Origin of the sequence: Cytobacillus sp. T106 (genome assembly GCF_040492155.1) — a bacterium.
Lineage (GTDB): Bacteria > Bacillota > Bacilli > Bacillales > Cytobacillaceae > Bacillus_AB > Bacillus_AB infantis.
Window position 1 is genome coordinate 113,952 of the sequence record NZ_JBEUMK010000007.1, and the last position, 23,781, is coordinate 137,732.

Below are 23,781 nucleotides of genomic sequence, written 5' to 3' on the forward strand. Positions count from 1 at the left end.
GCGAAAAAGCCTGCCGTTACTGGCAGGCCTCCATATCAGTTTTTCAATACATTAAAATAGCGTGCTTCCGGATGGGCAAAAACCATGGCTGAAACCGAAGCTTCCGGCTCCATCATAAATCCTTCTGTCAGGTCTATGCCAATTTCCTCCGGCTTGATCAGATCAAAAAGCTTCCGCTGATCTTCAAGCTCCGGGCAGGCGGGATAGCCGAATGAAAAGCGCTGTCCCTGATATTTTGCTGAAAACCTCTCTTTCATAGTAAAGTCTACAGGATCAGGGAAGCCCCAGCGGTCACGTATTTGCCTGTGGACAAGTTCAGCAAAACCTTCTGCCGTTTCAAGCGCCAAAGCCTGCAGGGCATGATTTTCAAGAAAGCGGCCTTCCTTTTTAAGTATTTCGGCAGTCTCCCTTACAGCATTGCCTGCAGTAACAGAGAAAAAGGCGACATAATCCATTTCCCCGCCACCAGCAGGCTTCAAATAATCGGCAAGGCACAAAAATGGCTCAGTCTGCTGTCTTGGAAAATCAAATACCTCTAATATCCTGCTGTGGTCGTCCTTATCATAGATGATGACCTTGTTCCCGTCAGATTGAGCAGGAAAAAATTGATAGACAGCACTAGGTATGATCCAGCCCTCAGTTTTCGCCTGCACGATAAGGGAATCTACAGTATCATTCAATTTCAATGCCTTCTCATCACCTGACTCAATGAGACGGCTGATATTGCCCTTAAGCCCCAAATGATGCCCTAAAAGCATCTGCCGGTTAATATAAGGCTCAATATGCCCAAGTGTATAGGATCTTAGGACATGCCGCTCCAAATCCTGCGGAACAAAAACCGGTACATCAGACCGGACTGAAGGCCTCACCTTAAGTGCAGCAAGAGCTCCTGTTTTTCTTTCTGTTAAAGCAGAAGGGAGGGGGAGGGACCGCTTTGCCTCTTGCTCGGCAAGGAGCCTGTTGTATTCCGGCTCATCACGGAGCTGATCGGCTATTGATAATCCATTCATCGCATCTTTGGCATACATCACGAGGCCATTGTATTCTCTCGATATTTTCGTATCTGTGAATTTCCTTGATAGTGCCGCACCGCCGACGAGAATAGGGATATCAATGCCTGCCTGTTTCATATCAGAAGCGGTGATGACCATCTGCTGTGCGGATTTAACAAGCAGGCCAGAGAGTCCGACCATATTGGGCTTTTCCTTTTTTACTGCTTCAACTAGCTCAGAAGGTGATACTTTGATGCCAAGGTCGATTACTTCGTACCCATTATTACTGAGAATGATATCAACAAGGTTTTTGCCTATATCATGAACATCTCCTTTTACAGTGGCAAGAATGATTTTCCCTTTGCCTGATGAAGTTCCTTTCTCCATAAATGGCTCAAGATAGGAAACCGAGGCCTTCATCACTTCTGCACTCTGCAGCACTTCGGCGACAATCAGCTGGTTGTCGTTGAACAGTCGGCCGACCTCTTTCATCCCATCCATCAAGGGTCCATTTATGATTTCAAGAGGGGAACTGTACTCCAGTAAGGCTGCTTTAAGGTCTTCCAAGAGGCCTTCTTTTGTACCTTCTTTTATATAATAGGCAAGGCGTTCAGCCAGGCTCATATCAGGAAGAAGGCTTTTTTCTTCCTTTTTCTTGCCCCGGTAAAATTCTGTGAACTGTGCGAGTGTTTCATCCGTAGTTTCAAATAACAGCTTTTCTGCCAAAGCAATTTCTTCACTTGCTATACTGGCAAACCGCTCAAGTTTTTCTGTATTCACAATTGCATAGTCCAATCCCGCCTGGGTACAGTGATAGAGGAAGACGGAATTAAGAATCTCCCTTCCAACCGGAGGCAGGCCAAAAGAAACATTGCTGATGCCAAGAATCGTTTGTGTCTTTGGAAAGCGTTCTTTTATCAGGCGGATACCCTCAACAGTCGCTTCTGCCGAACCGATGTATTGTTCATCACCTGTCCCAACCGGGAAGACGAGCGGGTCAAAAATGATGTCCTCAGGAGGAATCCCATATTTTTCAACCAGAAGGGTATAGGAGCGGGAAGCAATTTCAAGCTTTCTATCTGCACTCACTCCCATGCCTTTCTCATCTATGGTTCCGACTACCACTGCTGCCCCGTACAGGCGTATAAGAGGGGCAATAGCCTCAAATCTTTCTTCGCCATCCTCCAGATTGATAGAGTTGATCACGGATTTTCCCTGCAGGTAAATAAGGGCTTTTTCTATAACTTTCTCATCTGTAGAATCTATTACAATCGGTGCTTTTACTTTTTTAGTTACTTCTTTAATGAAATTTTCCATATCTTCCAGTTCATCCCGATCAGGGTCAGCAAGGCATATATCAATAACATGGGCGCCATTCTTGACCTGTGCCCTCGCGACTTCTGACGCTTCTTCAAACTTTCCCTCGGCAATCAGTCTTCTGAACTTCCTGGATCCTATGACATTTGTCCGCTCGCCGACCATGATGGGGCGGAGGGTTGGGTCATCATAGATGAGCGGCTCAATGCCTGATACTTTATGGGCAGATGCTGCAGAGATTTTCCGCGGTGCAAAATGTTCCATTTTATCTGCAATTGCCTTGATATGCTCCGGTGTAGTTCCGCAGCACCCGCCGACGATGTTCAGCCAGCCCTGTGAGGCAAACCCTGCAAGCTTTTCTGCGAGCGATTCAGGTGTTTCGTGGTAGCGCCCTTCTTCATCAGGCAGCCCGGCGTTTGGATAACAGCTGACAGCAGCATCTGCAAGCGAAGATAATGACCTGATATGCTCCTGCATAAATTCAGGTCCTGTAGCGCAATTAAGGCCGACAGCCAGCGGTTTCATATGCTCTAGGGAAATATAAAAAGCTTCAATTGACTGGCCCGCGAGTGTCGTCCCCATAGGTTCAATTGTACCTGAAACAATAAGGGGGAGAGTGATGCCGGTTTTTTTGAAGGCATTTTGTATCCCGATATATCCTGCTTTCACGTTGAGCATATCCTGGCTGGTCTCAAGAAGGAGGAGGTCCGCTTTGCCATCAATTAATCCGCAGGCTTGTTCCTCATATGACAATGCCAGCTCTTCAAATGTCGTTCCTCCTGTGACACTAAGTGTTTTTGTAGTAGGTCCCATAGATCCGGCAACAAAACGCGGCCATGAAGGAGTGCTGATCTGATCAGCCGCTTTCCTTGCAATCAAAGAAGCAGTTCTGTTGATTTCATAGGCTTTTTCTTTAAGGCTGTATTCATCAAGGACAATGCTTGTGGCCCCGAAAGTATTGGTTTCAATTATATCGGCACCGGCCTTAAGATAGGCAAGGTGGATTTCTTTAATAACCCCCGGTGCTGTAAGATTCAAGTATTCATTGCAGCCATCATACTGTTCGCCGCCAAAATCTTCAGCAGAAAGATCAGCTCTCTGCAGCATCGTTCCCATGGCGCCATCCATGATCAGGATTTTATTATTCATTCTTTCAGATAGAGAAATCTTTGGCATTCCTGCTCCTCCTGGCTGTCTTCAGCTTCTCGCTGCGCGCATATGCGGCAAGCTCCGCTGTCAGTTCATACTTCATAAACGGGGTGATTAAATAGATGCCATTGAACAGCTCTGCTGCTGCATCAATCAGCTCTTTGCTTATGCTGATCCCTTCGCGGACTGACTGGAGGGGGTCATCTTTCAGGCTGTTCATACGTTCCCTGATTTTGTCGGATATTTTGATGCCCGGCACCTCATTATGAAGGAAATCAGCATTCCTGCTGCTCGTCAGAGGCATGAGGCCGATATAGATCGGCTGTTCCATATGTTTGGTAGCCTCATATATTTCCATAAGCTTCTCTTCCGAAAATACAGGCTGGGTAATAAAATAATCCGCTCCGCACTCCGCCTTTTTTTCGAGCCTCTGAACTGCCTTCTCAAGAGAACGGACATTTGGGTTAAAGGCAGCAGCAACAGAAAATGCAGCTTTTTGTCCAAGATCCTTGCCTGAAATCGAGCGGCCTTCATTCAGCTGCTTGATCATCTGAATCAGCTCGAAGGAGGACATATCATATACGGAAGATGCGCCGGGAAAATCGCCGACCCTTGCAGGATCTCCGGTAATGGCAAGAATATCATGGAGTCCCAGTGTATGAAGGCCCATTAAATGGGATTGCAGCCCAATGATATTCCTGTCCCTGCACGTCAGGTGAATGAGCGGACGAAGCCCCAGCCTGTTCTTTGCCAAATAGCCGAGTGCTTCATTTGAGATCCGGGGGGATGCAAGCGAATTATCGGCAAGTGTAATTGCGTCAATGCCTGCGTCTTGAAGAGCCTTGGCCCCGGCAAAAAATTTATCCGTTTCCAATTTCCTTGGAGGATCCAATTCAACGATGACTGACTGTCTCTTTTTCACAAGATCCTGGAGCGGGGGAAGATCCCTTTGGGCCTCTTTTGGCATAATCCGAATTTTAGCCTTTGGTTCCCTGACTTCCTTTTTCTCTAAAGGAGGAGATCCTTTTAATTCATCTGAAAATGCACGGATGTGAGCAGGAGTGGTGCCGCAGCATCCTCCAAGCAGCCTTACCCCCTGGTTCCTGAAAGCTTTGGCAGACTGCCTGAAATATTCTGCATCGCCTTCGTAATGGAATTTTCCATCCGTGTATGCAGGCAGGCTGGCATTCGGATATGCGGACAGGTAAGCCTTCTGTGGCAGGGGCACCTCCTCAAGCGTCAGCAGCATATGATGGGGGCCAAGCCGGCAATTGAGCCCGACGATATCCGCGCCGAGCGCATCCAGCCTGGACAGCGCTTCGCTTATGGGAGTGTGATCCTGCATAATACCCGTCTCCTGCAGTGACACCTGGGCAATGAGAGGGAGGGCTGTTTCTTTCCTCGCGATCGAAAGGACAGTTTCCAGTTCTTTGAGATCATAATAGGTCTCAAGAAGGATCGCATCCACCCCTTCCATCAGCAAGCAGTAGAGCTGCTCCCTGAAGCTCCTTTTTATTTCTTCTATAGATATTGAGTGGGGTTTGATCCCGCGGTTTCCGCCAATCGTTCCGGCCACAAAGGCATGATTTCCCGCAGCCTTCCTCGCAACAGTGACAGCGGCACTGTTTATTTCCTTTACATGGTCCTCCAGTCCGTAGCGCTGCAGCTTGAGATAATTGGCTGCATAGGTGTTGGTCTGGATCAAAGTTGCACCTGCATCTATATAAGCTTGGTGGATATTTTGAATATGGCCTGGCTGTGATACATTAAGTTCTTCAAAGCAGAAATCTGTACCATAGGAATAGAGGAGAGTGCCCATCGCTCCATCTGCTATGATGATCTCTTTTTCCATTTTATCCAGCAGACTCATAGTTTTACCCTCGCTGTATGGCATGTTCTTTCTGCGGCAGAAAGTGCTCTGCTGAAATCGTGTATTAAATCATCCGGATTTTCGAGGCCTGCAGAAAGGCGGAGAAGGGAGTCAGATATTCCGCGCCTGCTTCTTTCGGGTGCAGGCATGGAGGCATGAGACATCCGGGCTGGCCAGGAGAGTATCGACTCGACAGCGCCCAGGCTTACTGCAAAAACCGGGATTTCCAGAGCATCAGAGAATTTCCGCAGCGCATCTTCGTCTTCAAGCTCAAAAGACAGCACAGCTCCCGGCCCGGCAGCCTGTTCTCTCTGCAGCTTAAACTGCGGATGGCTCTCAAGCCCAGGGTAATGCACTTTTTTCACAAGTGGGTGATTCTCAAGGAAAAGAGCAATTTTCTCTGCTGTTATCATGGACTGCTGCAGTCTGACATGAAGGGTTTTCAAACCCCTCAGCACCAGCCAGCAATCCTGCACACCAAGGACAGCACCAAAGGAATTCTGCAGAAAGGCCACTTTCTCAGCCAGCACTGGATCTTTTACTGCACAAAGGCCGGCAACGACATCACTGTGTCCGGAGATAAATTTCGTCGCACTGTGAAGGACAATATCTGCCCCAAGGTCCAGCGGCTTTTGCAGTTGGGGGGTCATGAAAGTATTGTCAACGAACGTATAAGCATCTTTTTCCCTGGCAATCTCAGCAATGCTTTTAATATCGGCAACCTTCAAGAGGGGATTGGAAGGTGTTTCAACATAGAATAGTTTTGTATGTAGAAGGGCAGCCTCTTTTACTTCTTCTAAATTAGTCATATCTGCGAAGGTGTAATCAATTCCGTAGCGCGAGAGGACCTCTGTGACCATCCTGTAGGTGCCTCCGTATACATCCTCTGAAATGACGACATGGTCTCCCTGGGAAAGAAGAAGAAAGCAAGTGGAGATGGCCGCCATACCGGAAGAAAACGCAAATCCTCTGGTTCCGCCTTCAAGTCCTGCAATTACTTCTTCAAGCGCCTCTCTTGTCGGGTTTAGGCTTCTTGAGTAGTCATATTTGCCAAAAGACTCAAGATCCTTTTGATGAAAGGTGGAGGCATGATGAATCGGGACGCTTACAGCCCCTGTAACCGGGTCTGTTTTATGTTTATTGTGCAATAGCTTTGTTTCGAATCTATAACAGTCTTCGTTCATTTTGCATTCTCCCCTTCCACACAGCCACTGAAGGCCTGTTCCAAATCTTTCATCAAATCTTCCGGATCTTCGATGCCAACAGAAAATCTAAGGAGCTTGCCGCAGATTCCATTGGCTAATCGGGTCTCTTCCGGGATGTCAGCATGTGTCTGTGTGGCAGGATAAGTAATAAAGCTTTCAGTTCCGCCAAGACTTTCGGCGAAAGTAATAAGGTTCAGCTTCTGCAGGAATAGATCTGCCCAATTTTCTTCAAGGATTCTGAAGGAGAGCATTCCGCCTTTTCCGGGATACAGCACTTCCTCTACATATTCATGGCTGTTCAAGTATTCAGCCAGTTTACGAGCATTGCTTTCATGCTTCTTCATCCGGAGGGCAAGGGTCTTCATCCCTCTCATCAGGAGCCAGGAATCAAATGGGCTTAACACTGCTCCTGCAGCATTATGGTGATGGGCAAGGGAGGCACATAACTTCTCTCCTCGTGCCGCAATAAGGCCTGCGAGCACATCGTTATGGCCGCCCAGATATTTTGTAGCACTGTGTATGACGATATCGGCCCCAAGTCTGATTGGCTGCTGAAGGACCGGCGTAAAAAAGGTATTATCGACGATCAGTAGAATTCCATGCTGGCGGGCGATTGCAGCCATAGCCTCAATATCAGCCTGCTGCATGAGCGGGTTGGTCGGCGTTTCCAGGAATATTGCTTTCGTATGAGGCGAGATTTGCCTGCTTACCGCATGGATATCAGAGGTATCTGCGTATTTTGTAACCAGCCCCCATTTGGCAAAACCCTGCTCAAGCAGCCTGTAGGTGCCTCCATAAAGATCCTTTGACACCACCAGCTCATCACCTGAACGGAATAGAGATAAAACAACGGAGATGGCGCTCATGCCCGAACTGCAGGCATAACCCTGATCAGCTCCTTCAAGGCTGGCAATTGCCTGCTCAAGTATTTCCCTAGTTGGATTTCCCGTCCGGACATAATCATAGCCGTTGGACTTGCCGATTCCTTCATGTCGGTAAGCTGTAGAAAAATAAACCGGAGGGTTGACGGTTCCTGTATGCTGATCGCTTCGATTGCCAAGCTGCGCCAATAATGTTTCTGTTTTCACCAATATGTTCACTCCTTTTTTGCACAATGCTTTCATGCTCCATGGAAAATAAAAAAAGTCTTCTATAAGAAGAAGACTTTTTGGATGCAGCACTTGTCATTCTTCTTATCTTTCAAGCCCATAAAGGACCTGCAGGAATTAGCACCTTTTCAATATTATCCATTGAAGGTTGCTGAGGCTTCACAGGGCCATACCCTCTGCCTCTCTTGATAAGAAATACAGTTATTGAATTTTCTATACTTTACAATATTAAACCAGTAAAAGTCAATGAACTTTCATAATATTTTAAAAATATGATCTCAACCCTCGATCAGATTCAGGACAGATACATCCAATTCCTTTTCAGGTTCAGCCCTGGAATATATCCTCGCTGTCCTTGTCCTTTCATCCACATGCTGTATGATTACAGATTCACCTTCATAGCTGACTTTAATAGGATCAGCAGACATAAGAATTTCTTTTGCCCTGCCAATATTCATTTTCATTCCTCCTTGGAAAGTATCGTTATATTTTTTGTACAGCCGGGAGAAATTTATGCGGAAGAAAAGAAAAAATGGGAATTTATTTTTGTGAAAATTCAGCTCTTTTGCTTTAGAATAGAAGCAAGAAAAGGAAAGTGAAGGTGAGTCCATGCAAAAACATATAAAAAATCGCTGCTTATTGTATGAATGCATTCAAGACGGAGAGCTGATCGAAGAGGCAGGCCATATTCCATTCCAGCATGCGGACACCCTGGTCAAGGGCCCTTATGACTTTCCTTTGGACAGAAGACAAGAATGTCTGCACAGCATAAAGAGCAGGAAAACAAAACAGCTGGGCATTAATATAGAAAGAATATAATGGGGGACTGCACATAAAAACGCCGGGTCAGGCATTGTATTAGATTACTAAGTTGAAACATAGGAAAAAAATAAAACCGGGAATCTTTCCCGGTTTTATTTTTTACTATTAGAATAATAATCGCTGTTTATTCACAAGAATCCCTTAATCCTTTACAGTCCTAAAGTTAGATATCTACCTATTATAACATTACTATATTCATAATGGAGCGAAAAAAAATAGAAAAATCATTTTTTTAATATAGATTTTAAGGTGATGAAAAAAAATTACATTTTTCTTCTAATTTTCAGTTTAAATCCTTTGTACGATAGGGATTTGCGTGGTAAAATGTCATTGAAAACGTTTTATCCTCTGAATAAAATTATTATTCATACAATTTTGCGTTACTATTTCATATATTAGGGTAAAAATTTACGGGATAAAATGCCGGAAACTAAATGTTTTCTTAAAAAAACACTCGGAGGTAATTTTCATGAAAACGCCATCCAACGGCGAGGGACCTTTACAGGGGTTTCATGGACCAAACCTTGGCTATGTTATTGAATTATATGAAAGATTCCTGGAGGACCCTCAATCAGTAGACGCTGAAATGAGAGAGTACTTTGAAAAGTGGGGATCTCCTGAACAAACTCAGATTGACACCTTTGAAAATGATAAGCCTGTCCAGGCTGCTGCTCCCGGACAGCTGGAAAAAACGCTGGCAGCTATCCGCCTTGCGGATAATATCAGGGCGTACGGCCATATCTCGGCTGATATCTACCCATTAAAAAACAATAAGCCGGAGAAAGACATCCTTGCGCTGGAGCAATATGGATTGACCCGGAATGATCTGGAGCAGGTGCCGGCATCGATCATTTGTTCAGATGCCCCTTCACATGTACGCAATGGATTTGAAGCAATAGAGCATCTTAAGAATGTATATACCCAAACAATAGCTTATGAGTTTCATCATGTATACGATGTGAACGAAAAGAATTGGCTTCGGAACAAGGTGGAAACAGGCACACTGCTTGCCGAACCTTCAAATGAAAAGAAGGTGGGAGTCCTGAAAAGGCTGATGGAGGTTGAGGAGTTTGAAAAATTCCTTCATCGCACATTTGTCGGGCAAAAACGCTTTTCAATCGAAGGGCTTGATACGCTTGTGCCGCTATTGGACGAGCTGGTTGCAGAATCTGTTGTCGACGGCGCGAAGACGATCAATATCGGAATGGCTCACCGGGGCCGCCTGAACGTGCTTGCCCATGTGCTTGGTAAGCCGTATGAAATGATCTTCGCTGAATTCCAGCATGCGCCGAATAAAGAGCTTGTGCCTTCTGAAGGTTCTATCGGCATTAACTACGGCTGGACAGGCGACGTAAAATATCACCTGGGATTGGACAGGCAGATCAAGAAGGAAAACACGACTAAAGCAAGGCTGACGCTTGCTAATAACCCGAGCCACCTTGAATTCGTCGGCGCGGTAGTTGAAGGCTTCACACGGGCAGCCCAGGATGACAGAAGCGCTTCCGGCTATCCGAAGGAAGATCCAAGCTCGGCTATGGCAATCCTTATTCATGGTGACGCAGCTTTCCCGGGACAGGGAACTGTGGCAGAAACATTGAATCTCAGCCAGCTTACTGGTTACCGTACTGGCGGAACCATTCATATCATTGCAAATAATACGATCGGATTTACAACAGAATCCCAGGATTCCAGATCTACCCGGTATGCAAGCGATCTTGCCAAGGGCTATGAAATTCCGATCCTGCATGTAAATGCTGACGATCCTGAAGCTGTGGTAGCTGCCGCCCAGCTCGCCTGTGAATACAGGGCGAAATTCAATAAAGATTTTCTGATTGATCTGATCGGCTACCGACGTTTCGGACACAACGAAATGGATGAGCCGATGACGACAAATCCGCTTATGTACAATGTTATACATAAGCGCCCAACCATTAAATCACTATACAGTGAACAGCTGGTTGCAAACGGCACTCTTTCCAGGGAAAGCCTGGAAGGAATGGATGCTGAGGTTCTTGATAAGCTGAAAGAGGCCTATAATAAAGTTCCAGATAAGAAAAAGGAAGTTGAGGAAACCAATCCGCCTGAAACGGTTGAAAAAGGTATTCCTGAATTAGCCACAGCTGTTGAACTGAAGACATTAAAGCAAATCAATGAAGAGCTTCTGACATGGCCTGAAGATTTCAAGGTCTTCAATAAACTGGACAAAATCCTGAAGCGCAGGACTGAAGCGCTCGAAGGCAACGGAAAAATTGACTGGGGCCTTGCAGAAACATTGGCATTCGCCTCCATCCTGAAGGATGGTACGCCAATCCGCCTGTCCGGGCAGGATTCAGAACGCGGAACCTTTGCCCAGAGAAATGTTGTCCTTCATGACAGCAGTTCAGGAAAAGCTTATTCACCATTGCATATGCTTTCTTCTTCTAAAGCTTCATTTGCAGTCCATAACAGCCCGCTGTCAGAAATGGCTGTTGTCGGCTTTGAATACGGCTACAATGTATTCGCACCTGAAACTTTAGTGCTGTGGGAAGCACAATACGGTGACTTCTCCAATGCTGCACAAGTCATGTTCGACCAATTCATATCCGCTGGAAGAGCGAAATGGGGACAGAAATCCGGTCTTGTCATGCTTCTGCCTCATGGTTATGAAGGCCAGGGGCCAGAGCACTCGAGCGGCAGGGTTGAAAGATTCCTGACTTTAGCAGCTGAAAACAACTGGACAGTTGCCAACCTGACTTCATCTGCACAGTACTTCCATATTCTGAGGAGACAGGCTGCCATCCTGAACAGGGAAGAAGTAAGGCCTCTTGTCCTCATGTCGCCTAAGAGCCTGCTGCGCAACCCGAATGTTGCTTCCAACGGGCTGGAGCTCAGCGAAGGAGCCTTCCAGCCGATCATTGAACAGCCTGGATTGGGACAGGCAAAAGATCAGGTGAAAAGGATTGTATTTGGTACAGGAAAGATCATGATCGACCTTCATGAGAATATTGAGGATGCAGCTAACCTTGACTGGCTTCATATTTTAAGGGTCGAAGAAATTTACCCGTTCCCGATGAAGAAAATCAGAAGCATCCTTGAACAGTATCCAAACGTTGAGGAAATCGTATGGGTTCAGGAAGAGCCGAAGAATATGGGAGCATGGAATTTTGTAGAACCGCGCCTTTCCGAATTGGCTCCAGCCGGTGCAAAAGTTTCCTATACCGGAAGACGCCGCCGTTCAAGCCCGGCAGAGGGTGACCCGAACGTCCACAAAAAAGAACAAGCGCGCATCATTAATGAAGTCTTAACACGTACGGAAGAGGGAGGATTTTAAAGTGGCAGAAATTAAAGTTCCAGAATTGGCGGAATCAATTACAGAAGGTACGGTGGCTCAATGGCTGAAACAGCCGGGCGACTTTGTCAATAAAGGGGATTATGTCGTAGAGCTGGAAACCGACAAGGTCAATGTTGAAATCATCTCTGAATACAGCGGAGTCATCAAGGATCTCGGCGCACAAGAAGGTGACACTGTCCAGGTTGGCGAAACGATTGCGACAGTTGATACGGAAGCGACAGAAGGCAGTGCTCCTGCTGAAGAAGCACCAGCTGAGAAAGCGCCTCAGGCTTCTGAGCCGCCGGCTGCTCCGAAAGAGCCTGTAACAAACGAAGCTAAGCCGCAAACAGAAGAAGAACAGGAAAAGAAGCAGCGTCCGATCGCATCTCCTGCAGCACGCAAGATGGCCCGGGAAAAAGGCATTGATCTCAGCCAGGTGCCGACAGCCGATCCTCTTGGCCGCGTAAGGGCACAGGATGTTTCCGGATACAATCCACAGGCAGCAAAGCAAGAATCAAAGCCAGCAGCTGCATCACCAGGACCTGCTGCACAGCCGGCACAGGACAGCAAGCCTGTCGAACGCGTCCGCATGTCCCGCCGCAGACAGACGATTGCCAATCGCCTTGTTGAGGTTCAGCAGAATGCTGCCATGCTGACAACGTTCAATGAAGTTGATATGACCAATGTAATGAACCTGCGCAAGCGCCGCAAAGACAAGTTCTTTGAAGAAAATGACGTTAAGCTGGGCTTTATGTCATTCTTCACAAAAGCAGTTGTTGCTGCCCTGAAGAAGAATCCTTTGTTGAATGCGGAAATACAGGGTGACGAGCTGGTACTCAAGAAATTCTATGATATCGGCATCGCTGTTTCTGCAAAAGAAGGCCTCGTCGTTCCTGTCGTACGGGACGCGGACCGGAAGAACTTTGCTGAAATAGAAGGCGACATCATGGATCTTGCTGACAAAGCAAGAAACAATAAACTCTCACTGAATGACCTGCAGGGAGGAACATTCACAATCACAAATGGCGGAGTATTCGGTTCACTGCTGTCAACACCGATCCTGAATGGCCCTCAGGTAGGCATCCTGGGAATGCACAGCATCCAGCTGCGCCCGGTTGCCATTGATGCCGAGAAGATGGAAAACCGCCCAATGATGTATATAGCATTATCATACGACCACCGCATCGTTGACGGAAAAGAAGCAGTTACCTTCCTAAAGCGCGTAAAAGAGCTGATCGAAGATCCGGAATCATTGCTTTTTGAAGCTTAATAGATAGGAAGCAGAGCCTTAACAGGCTCTGCTTTTTTGTGTGTCTAAAAAAGTTTCCCGAAGGAAACTTTTTATCGTTTTTGAATAAGCTATATAAAAAGCAGGAGTGAGAAAAGTGGGACGAATTCAGAAGAAAATATACTGCTATTCAGCTTTAATGAAAAAAGCGGGGATCATCAGTGAAGAAGAATATCAAAAGATAATTGAGGGTTGCTGCGGCGGAAAAAGAAGCAGCAGCTGAACATGAGTCCTTGCACAGTTAAAAAAATTCATTAGGGTTAATACTAAAAAACCCGTTTAGAATATTCTAAACGGGTAAAATGCTTCATTAATTTTTAAATGGCCTTAGTCCTCTTCGCTGAATTTCACCTTTAAGTATGTTGATCCATTCTTTTTCCATACCAGTTTTCAATGCATCACGATACGAGACGACAAGTTGTTCATTACTCATAATTTTCATTTTGCATTCCTCCCAGAAAAAGAATTGAATATTCTTACTATTAATTTATTGTAAATGATTGTGCTCATTTTGAAAAGCAATATGGTAAAAAAATTTACAATCGGTCCTAAAGTACCTATTTTAAGCAACCTTCCTCAAATCGATTATTTCTGTCGATTTAGGGTATGAATAGAAATTTACAGCTGGCGGAAGATAGACTCTGGTTATTAAAAAAAAGTAAAATAGACTGTGAGAGACATACAATGACAGGGAAGTAGTGAAAGCATAATGAGTGAAGAAAAAGCAGTAAGCAGAAGCACAAGCCTGATAACAGCAGAGACGCTCAGGAAAGATCTTGAAAGTCTCGGTGTGCGTGAAGGAATGACTTTAATTGTACATTCAAGCCTCAGTTCAATCGGCTGGGTATGCGGTGCAGAACAGGCAGTCATTCAGGCATTACTTAGCGCCGTCGGCGAACAAGGCACAATTGTGATGCCGTCTCAGTCACTGGGAAACAGTGATCCAAAATATTGGCAGAATCCTGCTGTACCTGAAGAATGGTGGGATGGTATCAGGAAAGGCATGCCGGCTTATGATCCCACGACTACTCCTACAAGAGGAATGGGCAGGGTCGCTGAGCTGTTCAGGACTTTTCCGGACGCTAGAAGGAGCGGACATCCTACCGTTTCATTTTCAGCCATCGGCCGCCTGGCAGAGGAAATGACACAGACTCATTCCACCGATTTACCATTCGGGGAAGAATCTCCGCTGGCTAAGCTTTATGATTCCGGCAGCATGGTACTCCTGATCGGAGTGGGTTACGACAACAGCACAAGCATGCATTTGGGAGAGTACAGAGCAGGCGGCCTGAAAACCTATAAGCAAAGTTCTGCCATGATGGAGGGCGGGAAAAGGATCTGGAAGACTTATACAGAGGCAGAGGTTGATTCAGACCGCTTCCCTGAAATCGGACGGGCTTTTGAAAAAGAGCATTCTGTCATGAAAGGGAAGCTGGGGCAGGCAGACTGTCTGATGATGAGTCAAAGGGATATTGTTGACTTTACAGTAAAATGGCTGCAAAAAGAAAAAGGAGGCCAAATAAATGAATTTGAAGCTTGATCATATTGTGCACTTTATTGACAGGCACCCCGCTGAAGCGATTGATAAATTGAACCAAGAGGGACTGAAGGGATATATGGGCGGCCGGCATCCGCTCTGGGGAACCTATAACAGTGTCATTTACTTCAATTCTTCATATATAGAATTCCTGGCAGTGGAGGAGGCGGAGATTGCTGCTTCTTCTGATAATCCATTGATTCAGCAGCTCATAAAAGGGGTAAAAAGAGGAGAAAGAATCGGCCAGCTTTGCTTCAGGACCGAACATATCGGCAAGCTGCAGGAGCAAATGGCCAGTAATGGCATCAAAACAGTCATCCATAAAGGAAGAAGAACAAGGAAAGATGGTAAATTGATTAAATGGAAAATGCTTTTTGCTGAAGGGGGAGGCCGCCTTCCATATCCTTTTTTCATCGAGTGGGAACAGAAGGATGAAGAAAGGTTTAATGATTTAAGAAATACGGGCATCTTATTGCCCAGCCAGGAGTCACATGCGGTTAAGACCATTAAGATATTGACTGAGAATAAGAGCGAAACAGCAGAATCCTGGGCGAAGCTTTTGGGAGGCACCTCCCCAGTTAAGCAAAAGACTGCGGGTGAATCGTTAATTGTTCAGGCAGGAGGGTGCCGGATTGATTTTAGTGAACCATACAGCGAAGAAACCGAAAACATCTTCTCAGAGTTTGGGGAAACGATTTGGCAAGTCACTTACAGCCCGTCCCTGAAAGAGAACCGGATCCATATTTATGGCGGTATCTATCAATAAAAACAAAGGAGGATGCTTGTGCTGAAAAAATACTCGATAACTACCTCGATGCGGGATGAATTAGCAGAAATTACTGATACTGTAAGGGAATTTGCCTTAGATCAGGAGCTCACTGAAGGAGCAATCCTTATATATTGCCCTCATACAACGGCAGGACTGACAATTAATGAAAATGCAGATCCAGATGTAAAAATTGATATGATCAACCGTCTCGATGAAACCTTTCCATGGAATCATTTAAAGGACCGGCATGAGGAAGGGAATACGGCCGCCCATCTGAAAGCTTCCTGCATGGGAGCTTCACAGCATGTCATCGTTACCGGCGGCAGTCTGCTGCTTGGTGTATGGCAGGGCATCTATTTCTGTGAATTCGATGGTCCCCGGGAAAGAACATTTTACCTTAAGGCCATTCATAATCGTGCAAAAGAGTAGGCAGGCGCTAAGGCGCCTTTTTTGTTTTGGTTTTTTGTGATAAAATTCAAAAGATTTGAATTTATGAAGAAAGAGGTGGAATGATGCCATTTAAGGGACCGGAAGCTTATGATGAGGAAGGGTTTTTCAGCAGCTATCTTTCCAGGAGATATCGGGCAGAGAGTCCGAATCATACAATGGAAGAGCCTGCCTTTTATTCTTTGGCCGGCAGCCCCTCAGGCAAGGAAATACTCGAAATTGGGTGCGGTGATGGCTCATATGCTGCCAGCCTGCTGGAAGCGGGATGTGCTTCTTATACTGGAATCGAAGGGTCGCAAAATATGGCCAGACTTGCACAAAAGCGGATGGGGAACTCCAATGGAACAGTGATTCATAGCAGGATAGAAGATTATGAGTGGGAGCAGGAAAAATATGATTTGGTCTTATCCAGGCTGGTCCTTCATTACATAGAAGACCTTGGCCCGGTTTTATCCCACATCCGCTCAGCCCTGAAGCCTGGGGGCAGGCTAGTCATCAGCCTGCAGCACCCCCTTTTGACTTCTTCTTTCAAAAGCACGGACAGTGATGGAAAAAGAAACGAATGGATCGTTGACGACTATTTTCTGACTGGAAAAAGGGAGGAGCCATGGATGGGGAGCTTAGTAGTAAAATACCACAGAACGGTTGAGAACTATTTTGGACTCCTCCAGCAGGCAGGACTGACTGTTGAAAGCTTGAAAGAAGCAGTTCCTCAGGAAGGATTATTTATGGATAAATCGGAGTATGAACGAAGAAGAAGGATACCATTATTCCTGCTGTTTTCCTGCAGCAAGCCATAATTATTGATAAGCCCTGCCGGGGATGCAGGGTTATTTCCCTCTCTCAATAATTGAATATTCTGTAAAATATGATAACATATTTGTAAGCCTTTTCAACACATTAGAAGGAGTGGGGAATATGCAGGGATTGCTTAATACAACAGTCGGAAAATTATTGGAAGAGAAATCACGGCTGCATCCGGGGCATGAAGCTGTCGTTTATCATACAGAAGGGCTGCGGATGACATACCATGAGTTTGACCAATATTGCCGGAAGGCTGCAAAAGGCTTAATGAAACTGGGCATTGAAAAAGGAGAAAACCTTGCTGTTTGGGCGGCAAATACACCAGAATGGCTTGCCTGCCAATTTGCCACAGGCAAGATGGGTGCTGTCCTTGTCACAGTGAACACGAATTACCAGGCTTCAGAGCTGGAGTATCTGCTTAAGCAGTCAGAGTCTTCCACTTTGATCCTTCAGGAGAATTACCGGGGTTCTTCTTACATAGACATGCTTTATGAAATTGTACCTGAGCTGAGGAAATCTGAGCCCGGCAAGCTGAAGAGCAAGAAGCTTCCCTTTTTGAAGAATATTATAGTCATGAGTAAAAACAGATATCCTGGAGCCTACTGCTGGGAAGATATCCTTCAATTATCAGAAGAAGTAAAAGACAGAGATCTCGACCGCCGGATGGAATTACTGGACCCAGATGATGTCATTAACATGCAATATACTTCAGGGACAACCGGTTTCCCTAAAGGCGTAATGCTGACACATGCTAACATCATCAATAACGCCTACCATATCGCAGGCTGCATGGAACTGGGAAAAGAGGACCGTCTATGCATTCCTGTCCCTTTTTTCCACTGCTTTGGATGTGTGCTTGGCACCCTCGCCTGTGTCTCTGTCGGAGCTACTATGCTCCCTGTCCGGGAATTCAGCCCGAAAGAGGTGCTGCTGACTGTCCAAAACGAAAAGTGCACCGGCCTTCATGGTGTACCGACGATGTTCATTGCCGAGCTTAACGACCCATCCTTTGGCGGATATGATCTTTCTTCACTGAGGACAGGGATCATGGCCGGCTCCAACTGCCCGATTGAGGTGATGAAAGCTGTCATTGAGAAAATGGGAGCGGCTGAAATTACGATTGCTTACGGACAGACAGAATCATCCCCAGTCATCACACAGACAAGGACAGACGACCCCATAGAGCTTCGTGTAGAGTCAGTTGGGAAGGCGCTGCCGCATGTCGAAGTCAAGATTGTAACTCCCGGGACTTCACATGAAGTTCCCCGGGGGACCCAAGGGGAACTATGTACAAGGGGCTATCATGTCATGAAAGGCTACTACAACAACCCTGATGCAACAAAAGAGGCCATTGACAGTGAAGGGTGGCTTCATACAGGGGACCTTGCTGTTATGGATGAGAACGGCTATTGCAGCATCACCGGCCGCCTGAAGGATATGGTGATCAGGGGAGGAGAAAATATATATCCCCGTGAAATTGAAGAATTCCTATATACCCATCCCAAGGTACTGGACGTGCAGGTCACCGGGGTTCCTGACCCGGTTTTCGGGGAAGAGCTGATGGCATGGATCATCCTGAAGGAAGGGGAAACCGCCGGGAAAGAGGAACTCAGGTCATTCTGCCGGGGAAAAATATCCAGGCACAAAATTCCCCGGTATTTTGAGTTTGTCAAAGAATATCCGATGACAGCCTCCGGGAAAATCCAAAAGTTTAAATTAAGGGAAAAAGCAAGAGAGATTGCAGAAAAAGAACAAGGAGCCCTGTTACGGCATAAATAAGATACTTCCTTTTTCAATCAAAAGTCTGAATACTGTTCCTCCTTCCCGCCAATGCTGCAGAATGCTCTGCAGATTATAATGAGAATATCAAAAAGCGGGAGGCGCAGCATGATGTATGAAGATACTTATGTAATTGAGAAGCTCAGTCAATACAGGGGAAAGGAATTGGCAAGTATAGTGTTTTTAGAAAAGGAAAAAAAGGAAAAATATCCTTTTTACTGCCACTTTTCACTATTTAAGAATAGGCCGGCATGCCATTGCAGCCAGCTTAATCTGTAGCCAGGTAAAGCAGGGTCTTCATTAGCCCCTGCTTTCTATATTCTGTATAATAGGCGTAAGGCAGGAATGACGGGAATCAACATTTCATTTTATATCAATATGGAGGTTTGACATTGTCTTACGTAAAGCTGTTTGTGTACGGTACATTGAGAAAGCATGAAGAGAATCACTATCTGCTGGAAACCGGCAGGTGCCTGGCAGAGCAGGCATGGGTTTACGGGGAACTGTATGACACAGGGCTGGGCTATCCTTCCATGAAGGCTTCAGCCAATCAGAAAGTATACGGGGAATTATATGAAGTGCACTTGGATCAATTCAAGGACCTTGATGAATTGGAGGATTATATTCCTGGCCGGAAGGATAATCTCTATGACAGGGTGGAGCAGGACATCCATACGGATGCCGGCTCCCTCAGCGGTTTTGTTTATATATCCAACAGAGATGATCTTTTGGCGAAACCTATCCTTCATGGCGATTGGAAACTTTACAGATTTATGGAAGAACGCCCTGCAGACGTATTATATTTTGCTTACGGCTCCTGTATGGACGATGAACGCTTCAGACTGGCAAAGGTGGATCATTTTTTTCAGCAGATTATTGGATCAGGCACCTTAGAAGGCTACTCAATGAAATATCTTCTGGAGAGGCCGGACGGGGGCAGGGGAGATATCATTGAGGATGGCGGATTGACTGAGGGGATCCTTTACCGATTGCCATATGATGCAGTCGAATACCTGTTCATCCGTGAAGGTTTTCATGGAGGACTGTACAGGCCCGTTTTCGTTGATATCAAATCAGAAGGCATTTTGCATAAAAATGTCCTTTCCTTTCATGTTTATAATAAACGGGATGAGCTTGCACCTCCTGACCATTATGCTGCAGAGATCCTTCGGGGTGCAAAGGGGAGGCTAAGCGGGGAATATTTCAAGAAGCTAGAAGGAAAGATCGCTGCGCTCCGTTCCCAAAGCCCTTTAGCTGGCCAAAAGGAATAAAAATTTCTGCTAAAGCCTATCCATAGGTTTAATACTGGCTCCCAAGGTGGTAAATAACCTTTGCCATCATCTCAGAAAGAGGGTCAGCATATGAATATGATTATGGATAATGGCTTGCTGATTGAAGTAATCTATAAGAAAAAGCTTTATCAATACTTAGAATTCATCCGGCTAGATAATATTTGCCAAAAAACATATGTAACATGCAAGAATATAGTGACAGGTGAAATGTACACTTTCGATGAAGAATATATTGATAACATCATTACTAATATCCAGCCAAAACCGGATGAAGAGGAAAATCCAGTTGCTATATAGGCTCCCGATTCTTTATACTAAAAGGTGAAAAAGCTGAAGGAGTGGCAAAAGATGATCCATTTAGACTGGCATGAACGGCCAACATTAAAAACAGTAAAATGCGTCCATACGAATGCAGCCAAGTATATTGTGAACAGGGCGCTTACTGAGGGCAAAGAGTATGAAGTAAAAAATGAGACAGAAGAGTTTTATTTTGTCGTAGACAATTCCGGAAAAGTGAGCGGTTTTTATAAAGATTACTTTCAGGAAGCTTAAGAAGAGAGCTCCGGGCATATGCCTGGGGCTTTTTATTTTTGAAAAAGGATTTTTCTCAACCATTGTCGAATATAGTTTTTCTTAGCAGAACAGGAGGAGAACTTTTATGGCATTATGGATAGAACCGCCCATCCTTGAAGGAAAGACCGTCAGGCTGAGCCCAATGCATGAAGAACAAAGCAGTTTGCTGTGGGAGGCTGCTGATTATAAGGAGATCTGGGAATATACGGCGTCAAAAATCTTTAGCCTTGATGAAATGGAGGCAGATATCCAGAAAGCGGCGGATTTGGAGAAGGAAGGGAAACACCTGGCTTTTTCGGTGGCCCTGAGGGAATCCGGCAGGCTTGTGGGCAGCACCAGGTTTCTGGACATCCTGCCGGAAAATAAAACGCTTGAAATCGGCTCAACATGGTATACGCCAGATGTCTGGAGGACATCTGTGAATACGGAATGCAAGTTTCTCCTTCTTAGGCACGCTTTTGAACAATGGGATATGAACAGGGTCCAGCTAAAAACGGACAGCAGGAATGTCAGATCCCAGAAGGCAATTGAAAGGCTCGGTGCAGTTAAAGAGGGCATTCTTCGGAAAGACAGGATCATAGCAAATGGATACGCCAGGAATACTGTATTTTACAGCATCTTAAAAGAAGAATGGCCGGAAGTAAAAGAAAGGCTCATACAGAAAATGGTGCATATCTATCCTATTTAAGACTTGGAAATGTTTTTTCTGCAAGCATTATAAACTCCTGGTATAGCTGATCAACCGGTTTTCCGGCAATGATTGCATCCTGATAGGATTTTACGTGCTTATAAAACTCTGCATCCTCTGTTAAATAAACCGTTCTTGCAGAGTTTTCTCCCTGCATTGCCTGTTTGATTTCCTGTCTGGAGTTTTCGGCAAGCTGGTAATCATTACCTGGCTTTACCGCAACAAACGTGCGGTTATTCGTTTTAATCACGACAGCATCATTAACCATGTCCATACTGCTGATCCTATTAGAAGCATTTTCATCCAGGATCAGCCTGGGCGCTTCATTTTTCCCTTCATAAGATGTCCTTGTTGGATCTGTCAGCTTTGTGTTTGTTTCACTGTCTTCCTTCGGGCTGCTGATGAGATTTTCAGTCTGCTTGCTTCCCATATCCCTGATAGCAGTATCATCATATGTATCTTTTTCATTAATTCCGCAGCCGGGGAGAACAGAGAGGGCTGCAAATCCCGTTAGAAATAGTCTTTTGCTGATCAAAATCCCACATCCTTTCTATTCTTCATTATTTCAGAGTTCCATGCCATTTATACAAAAAAGAAGCATGAAGGTTTCCCTCATGCTTCTTTCAATATTACTTAGATATTTCCGCTTCTTTGGCTGCAGGAGCCGTCTGATAAAGCCTGCGTCCGATAAGGGTCTGCACGATAAGGAATGTTCCTCCTACAGTCCAGTATAATGGCAGGGCTGCTGGAGCGCTGAAGGAGAAGACCACAATCATGACCGGCGAGAGCAGTCCCATGAACTTCATCTGGTTTTGCTGCTGGGCCGGCATATTGGCCTGAGTCACTTTAAACTGCAGATAGTAGACTATGCCTGCTGCAGCTGTTATGAGCAGATCAGGCTGTCCAAGGTTGAACCATAGAAAAGAATGGGTAGCAATTTCATGAGAACTTCTGATGGCATAGTAAAAGCCCATCAGAATAGGCATTTGAATCAGGATAGGAAGACAGCCCATATTGAGCGGGTTGACTCCATGCTTGCGGTAAAGGGCAAACATTTCCTGCTGCAGCTTTTGCTGTTCTTTTTGATCTTTCGTCTTTTTCAACTGGGCCTGGATCTTATCCATTTCCGGCTTCAGCACATCCATTTTTCCTTTCATATCCTGCTGCCTTTTGTACTGCTTAAGCATAAGCGGCATAAGGGCCAGGCGGATGATCAGCGTAATAAGGATGATGGATAAACCGAAATTGCCATTAAATAATTCAGCGACCATATGGATGGCACTTGCAAAAGGCTGGACCAGATAGGTGTTGAAAAAGCCATCACTCTGCTGGCCGGGCTGTGATGCCTGGCATGCGGAAAGAAGGATAGCTGTTAAAGATAGAACAAGAAATGCAGCAGGATTTTTTTTCAATTTCAATTTAATTCCTCCATTAGTTTAAATTTTAGATAGCAAATTTAAGCAAAATGGAGGAGTCTGCATCCTCGGAGTCGCTGCCCGATCCTTCCTTGGCGCGTATATATTTGGCAATCCAGCGGAGAAGCGGGCTGAAGGGCCTGCCGCATGCTTCGTAAAGCTTAAGGCTTCCAGAACCGGCGCCCAGCTCGGCTGGCTTGCAGGTAGATTCCATGAAAGAGTATTCAATATTCCATGCCCATAAGAACTTTACTGTAAGGCCAAGCATGAAGCTCGCATACAAAGTATATTCAGCCGGAATATTTGTAAAATCCATTAAAAGATCAAACATTCATTCACCCCATACATTAGTAGGCCAATACTGTCATTATATGCTATTTCAGCACTAAAGGCAATGTTGCCCGGCGGCGGCCCAACTGATTCAGCAGGCTGCAGATTCTTTTTAAACGAAAGAATGAATAGGATAAGTTATAGCAGATTAACAGAGAGGAGGAAAAGGGTGGCAATAAAAAATAAATATATCTTTCTACTGAAACTTGCCCTGCCAGCATTATTTTTCATTGTCTTAGGATATGAGGCTAAAGGCATGCTCTCCAAATTGGACTGGGATGCTTCTGCCGGATTGGCCCGCAGTCTTTCATTCCTGGATTTGCTCTATATATTTGCTCTTGGAATCGCCGCCCTTTCTCCAATGTACTTTTACGATGTTGTACTGCTTCAGATGTTTTCTGTCCATATACCGAAAACAAAATTATTCTTTTATTCACTTTCAGCTAACGCGTATTCCAATATCGTGGGTCTGGGAGGCATAGCAGGTGCCACCCTCAGGACATATTTCTATAAGAAATATCTGCCGAAGGACAGTCCGCTGGTATTGACGGCTGCCAAGCTCTCGTTCTTCTTTTTAACCGGTCTTTCTCTTTTTGCAATTGCTGTCCTAACCAATTCTGCAGGGCCGCTGGATGGCTGGGAGAGTGTGCCCTTATGGGCGATTGCACTTTATAACCCGCTTTTTTTGGCACTTTACTGGCACCGGAAGCCTTTTTGGGATATTCCCGGAAACCGGAAAGGCTTTGTATCTGAGCTGGTTGCCATTTCAATCTTTGAATGGCTGTTCATCGTCCTATGCATATGGGGGATATCCCATACAATCGGGGTGAACATATCCTTTTTTCAGCTGTTCCCAATCGTCATCATCGCGCTGTGTACTGGAATTATCAGCATGATTCCGGGCGGAGCAGGATCTTTTGATCTGATCTTCCTCTTAATGATGCAGAGGGAGGGGGTTGCAGGTGAAGCTGCCATGCTCATCCTGTTTTTGTACAGGCTCAGCTATTATCTATTCCCAGTCCTTCTAGGAACACCGTTTATTGTAAAGAAAATACTGGGAAAATAAAATGGCTGCCCTCATAATG

22 protein-coding genes and 1 riboswitch are annotated in these 23,781 nt (G+C 45.5%); of the genes, 13 read left to right on the forward strand and 9 right to left on the reverse strand.

The window, feature by feature from the left end:
* Positions 1-35: 35 nt before the first annotated feature.
* The 5 genes from metH to ABU165_RS14430 all read right to left on the reverse strand — a co-directional run bounded on the left by metH (position 36) and on the right by ABU165_RS14430 (position 8,100).
* Entirely contained in the window at positions 36-3,485 is a 3,450-nt protein-coding gene (gene metH, locus ABU165_RS14410; RefSeq protein WP_094768992.1) for a methionine synthase, read from the reverse strand.
* Positions 3,463-5,328 carry a bifunctional homocysteine S-methyltransferase/methylenetetrahydrofolate reductase gene (locus ABU165_RS14415; RefSeq protein ID WP_009793772.1) on the reverse strand — a complete coding sequence of 622 codons (1,866 nt, stop codon included), beginning with the start codon at positions 5,326-5,328 and terminating at the stop codon, positions 3,463-3,465. Before ABU165_RS14415 ends, metH begins: the two co-directional genes overlap by 23 nt.
* Positions 5,325-6,512 carry a cystathionine beta-lyase gene (metC, locus tag ABU165_RS14420; RefSeq protein ID WP_318060699.1) on the reverse strand — a complete coding sequence of 396 codons (1,188 nt, stop codon included), beginning with the start codon at positions 6,510-6,512 and terminating at the stop codon, positions 5,325-5,327. The genes ABU165_RS14415 and metC overlap by 4 nt, the downstream gene beginning before the upstream one ends.
* Positions 6,509-7,657 carry a methionine biosynthesis PLP-dependent protein gene (locus ABU165_RS14425; RefSeq protein WP_050767301.1) on the reverse strand — a complete coding sequence of 383 codons (1,149 nt, stop codon included), beginning with the start codon at positions 7,655-7,657 and terminating at the stop codon, positions 6,509-6,511. Before ABU165_RS14425 ends, metC begins: the two co-directional genes overlap by 4 nt.
* 66 nt (positions 7,658-7,723) lie before the next feature.
* A riboswitch (SAM riboswitch) is annotated at positions 7,724-7,837 on the reverse strand.
* An 83-nt stretch (positions 7,838-7,920) separates the two neighbouring features.
* Complete coding sequence (locus ABU165_RS14430; RefSeq protein ID WP_035402568.1) at positions 7,921-8,100, reverse strand: H-type small acid-soluble spore protein; 180 nt, start codon at positions 8,098-8,100, stop codon at positions 7,921-7,923.
* An 833-nt stretch (positions 8,101-8,933) separates the two neighbouring features.
* On the opposite strand from ABU165_RS14430, the gene sucA reads away from it, so the two are divergent.
* The 3 genes from sucA to ABU165_RS14445 all read left to right on the forward strand — a co-directional run bounded on the left by sucA (position 8,934) and on the right by ABU165_RS14445 (position 13,285).
* Positions 8,934-11,774: a 2-oxoglutarate dehydrogenase E1 component gene (gene sucA, locus ABU165_RS14435; RefSeq protein WP_009793777.1), complete on the forward strand. Its 2,841-nt coding sequence runs from the start codon at positions 8,934-8,936 to the stop codon at positions 11,772-11,774.
* A gap of 1 nt (position 11,775) precedes the next feature.
* Entirely contained in the window at positions 11,776-13,044 is a 1,269-nt protein-coding gene (odhB, locus tag ABU165_RS14440) for a 2-oxoglutarate dehydrogenase complex dihydrolipoyllysine-residue succinyltransferase (protein WP_094768995.1), read from the forward strand.
* 115 nt (positions 13,045-13,159) lie between these two features.
* Positions 13,160-13,285 carry a hypothetical protein gene (locus tag ABU165_RS14445; protein WP_022543869.1) on the forward strand — a complete coding sequence of 42 codons (126 nt, stop codon included), beginning with the start codon at positions 13,160-13,162 and terminating at the stop codon, positions 13,283-13,285.
* Positions 13,286-13,372: 87 nt separating this feature from the next.
* On the opposite strand, the gene sda is transcribed toward ABU165_RS14445, so the two are convergent.
* Positions 13,373-13,504 carry a sporulation histidine kinase inhibitor Sda gene (gene sda / locus ABU165_RS14450; protein WP_022543868.1) on the reverse strand — a complete coding sequence of 44 codons (132 nt, stop codon included), beginning with the start codon at positions 13,502-13,504 and terminating at the stop codon, positions 13,373-13,375.
* 267 nt (positions 13,505-13,771) lie between these two features.
* Here sda and ABU165_RS14455 point away from each other — a divergent pair, with 267 nt between their 5' ends.
* The 9 genes from ABU165_RS14455 to ABU165_RS14495 all read left to right on the forward strand — a co-directional run bounded on the left by ABU165_RS14455 (position 13,772) and on the right by ABU165_RS14495 (position 20,951).
* On the forward strand, positions 13,772-14,602 hold the full coding sequence (locus ABU165_RS14455) for an AAC(3) family N-acetyltransferase (protein WP_009793781.1): 831 nt from the start codon (positions 13,772-13,774) through the stop codon (positions 14,600-14,602).
* Positions 14,586-15,365, forward strand: a complete 780-nt coding sequence (locus ABU165_RS14460) for a VOC family protein (RefSeq protein ID WP_009793782.1) — start codon at positions 14,586-14,588, stop codon at positions 15,363-15,365. The genes ABU165_RS14455 and ABU165_RS14460 overlap by 17 nt, the downstream gene beginning before the upstream one ends.
* Positions 15,366-15,383: 18 nt before the next feature.
* The gene (locus ABU165_RS14465) at positions 15,384-15,797 is read left to right on the forward strand and encodes a secondary thiamine-phosphate synthase enzyme YjbQ (protein ID WP_022543867.1); all 414 of its coding nucleotides are present in this window, start codon (positions 15,384-15,386) and stop codon (positions 15,795-15,797) included.
* An 83-nt stretch (positions 15,798-15,880) separates the two neighbouring features.
* Positions 15,881-16,615: a class I SAM-dependent methyltransferase gene (locus tag ABU165_RS14470; RefSeq protein WP_022543866.1), complete on the forward strand. Its 735-nt coding sequence runs from the start codon at positions 15,881-15,883 to the stop codon at positions 16,613-16,615.
* A gap of 127 nt (positions 16,616-16,742) precedes the next feature.
* Entirely contained in the window at positions 16,743-18,398 is a 1,656-nt protein-coding gene (locus ABU165_RS14475) for an AMP-binding protein (protein WP_035402570.1), read from the forward strand.
* A gap of 392 nt (positions 18,399-18,790) precedes the next feature.
* Positions 18,791-19,669 carry a gamma-glutamylcyclotransferase gene (locus ABU165_RS14480; protein ID WP_094768999.1) on the forward strand — a complete coding sequence of 293 codons (879 nt, stop codon included), beginning with the start codon at positions 18,791-18,793 and terminating at the stop codon, positions 19,667-19,669.
* 60 nt (positions 19,670-19,729) lie between these two features.
* Positions 19,730-19,987: a hypothetical protein gene (locus ABU165_RS14485; protein ID WP_129612184.1), complete on the forward strand. Its 258-nt coding sequence runs from the start codon at positions 19,730-19,732 to the stop codon at positions 19,985-19,987.
* Positions 19,988-20,038: 51 nt separating this feature from the next.
* Positions 20,039-20,242, forward strand: a complete 204-nt coding sequence (locus ABU165_RS14490) for a DUF6501 family protein (protein ID WP_009793789.1) — start codon at positions 20,039-20,041, stop codon at positions 20,240-20,242.
* Positions 20,243-20,348: 106 nt separating this feature from the next.
* Positions 20,349-20,951: a GNAT family N-acetyltransferase gene (locus tag ABU165_RS14495; RefSeq protein WP_009793790.1), complete on the forward strand. Its 603-nt coding sequence runs from the start codon at positions 20,349-20,351 to the stop codon at positions 20,949-20,951.
* On the opposite strand, the gene ABU165_RS14500 is transcribed toward ABU165_RS14495, so the two are convergent.
* The 3 genes from ABU165_RS14500 to ABU165_RS14510 form a co-directional block, all read right to left on the reverse strand.
* Entirely contained in the window at positions 20,944-21,486 is a 543-nt protein-coding gene (locus ABU165_RS14500; protein WP_009793791.1) for a YhcN/YlaJ family sporulation lipoprotein, read from the reverse strand. The genes ABU165_RS14495 and ABU165_RS14500 overlap by 8 nt on opposite strands.
* 94 nt (positions 21,487-21,580) lie before the next feature.
* Entirely contained in the window at positions 21,581-22,369 is a 789-nt protein-coding gene (gene yidC / locus ABU165_RS14505) for a membrane protein insertase YidC (protein WP_318060700.1), read from the reverse strand.
* 25 nt (positions 22,370-22,394) lie between these two features.
* Positions 22,395-22,697, reverse strand: coding sequence for a hypothetical protein (locus ABU165_RS14510; RefSeq protein ID WP_148949459.1), 303 nt, complete (start codon positions 22,695-22,697; stop codon positions 22,395-22,397).
* A gap of 168 nt (positions 22,698-22,865) precedes the next feature.
* Here ABU165_RS14510 and ABU165_RS14515 point away from each other — a divergent pair, with 168 nt between their 5' ends.
* Positions 22,866-23,762 carry a lysylphosphatidylglycerol synthase domain-containing protein gene (locus ABU165_RS14515; protein ID WP_022543862.1) on the forward strand — a complete coding sequence of 299 codons (897 nt, stop codon included), beginning with the start codon at positions 22,866-22,868 and terminating at the stop codon, positions 23,760-23,762.
* Positions 23,763-23,781 lie beyond the last annotated feature (19 nt).

Excerpts from the sequence above, each read along its gene's own strand:
- sda (WP_022543868.1), bottom strand. The coding sequence starts at position 13,504 with ATGAAAATTATGAGTAATGAACAACTTGTCGTCTCGTATCGTGATGCA.
- ABU165_RS14470 (WP_022543866.1), top strand. The coding sequence starts at position 15,881 with ATGCCATTTAAGGGACCGGAAGCTTATGATGAGGAAGGGTTTTTCAGC.
- ABU165_RS14510 (WP_148949459.1), bottom strand. The coding sequence starts at position 22,697 with ATGTTTGATCTTTTAATGGATTTTACAAATATTCCGGCTGAATATACT.
- ABU165_RS14495 (WP_009793790.1), top strand. The coding sequence starts at position 20,349 with ATGGCATTATGGATAGAACCGCCCATCCTTGAAGGAAAGACCGTCAGG.
- ABU165_RS14430 (WP_035402568.1), bottom strand. The coding sequence starts at position 8,100 with ATGAATATTGGCAGGGCAAAAGAAATTCTTATGTCTGCTGATCCTATT.
- ABU165_RS14415 (WP_009793772.1), bottom strand. The coding sequence starts at position 5,328 with ATGAGTCTGCTGGATAAAATGGAAAAAGAGATCATCATAGCAGATGGA.
- ABU165_RS14460 (WP_009793782.1), top strand. The coding sequence starts at position 14,586 with ATGAATTTGAAGCTTGATCATATTGTGCACTTTATTGACAGGCACCCC.
- metC (WP_318060699.1), bottom strand. The coding sequence starts at position 6,512 with ATGAACGAAGACTGTTATAGATTCGAAACAAAGCTATTGCACAATAAA.
- ABU165_RS14425 (WP_050767301.1), bottom strand. The coding sequence starts at position 7,657 with ATGAAAGCATTGTGCAAAAAAGGAGTGAACATATTGGTGAAAACAGAA.
- sucA (WP_009793777.1), top strand. The coding sequence starts at position 8,934 with ATGAAAACGCCATCCAACGGCGAGGGACCTTTACAGGGGTTTCATGGA.
- metH (WP_094768992.1), bottom strand. The coding sequence starts at position 3,485 with ATGCCAAAGATTTCTCTATCTGAAAGAATGAATAATAAAATCCTGATC.
- ABU165_RS14455 (WP_009793781.1), top strand. The coding sequence starts at position 13,772 with ATGAGTGAAGAAAAAGCAGTAAGCAGAAGCACAAGCCTGATAACAGCA.
- ABU165_RS14490 (WP_009793789.1), top strand. The coding sequence starts at position 20,039 with ATGATCCATTTAGACTGGCATGAACGGCCAACATTAAAAACAGTAAAA.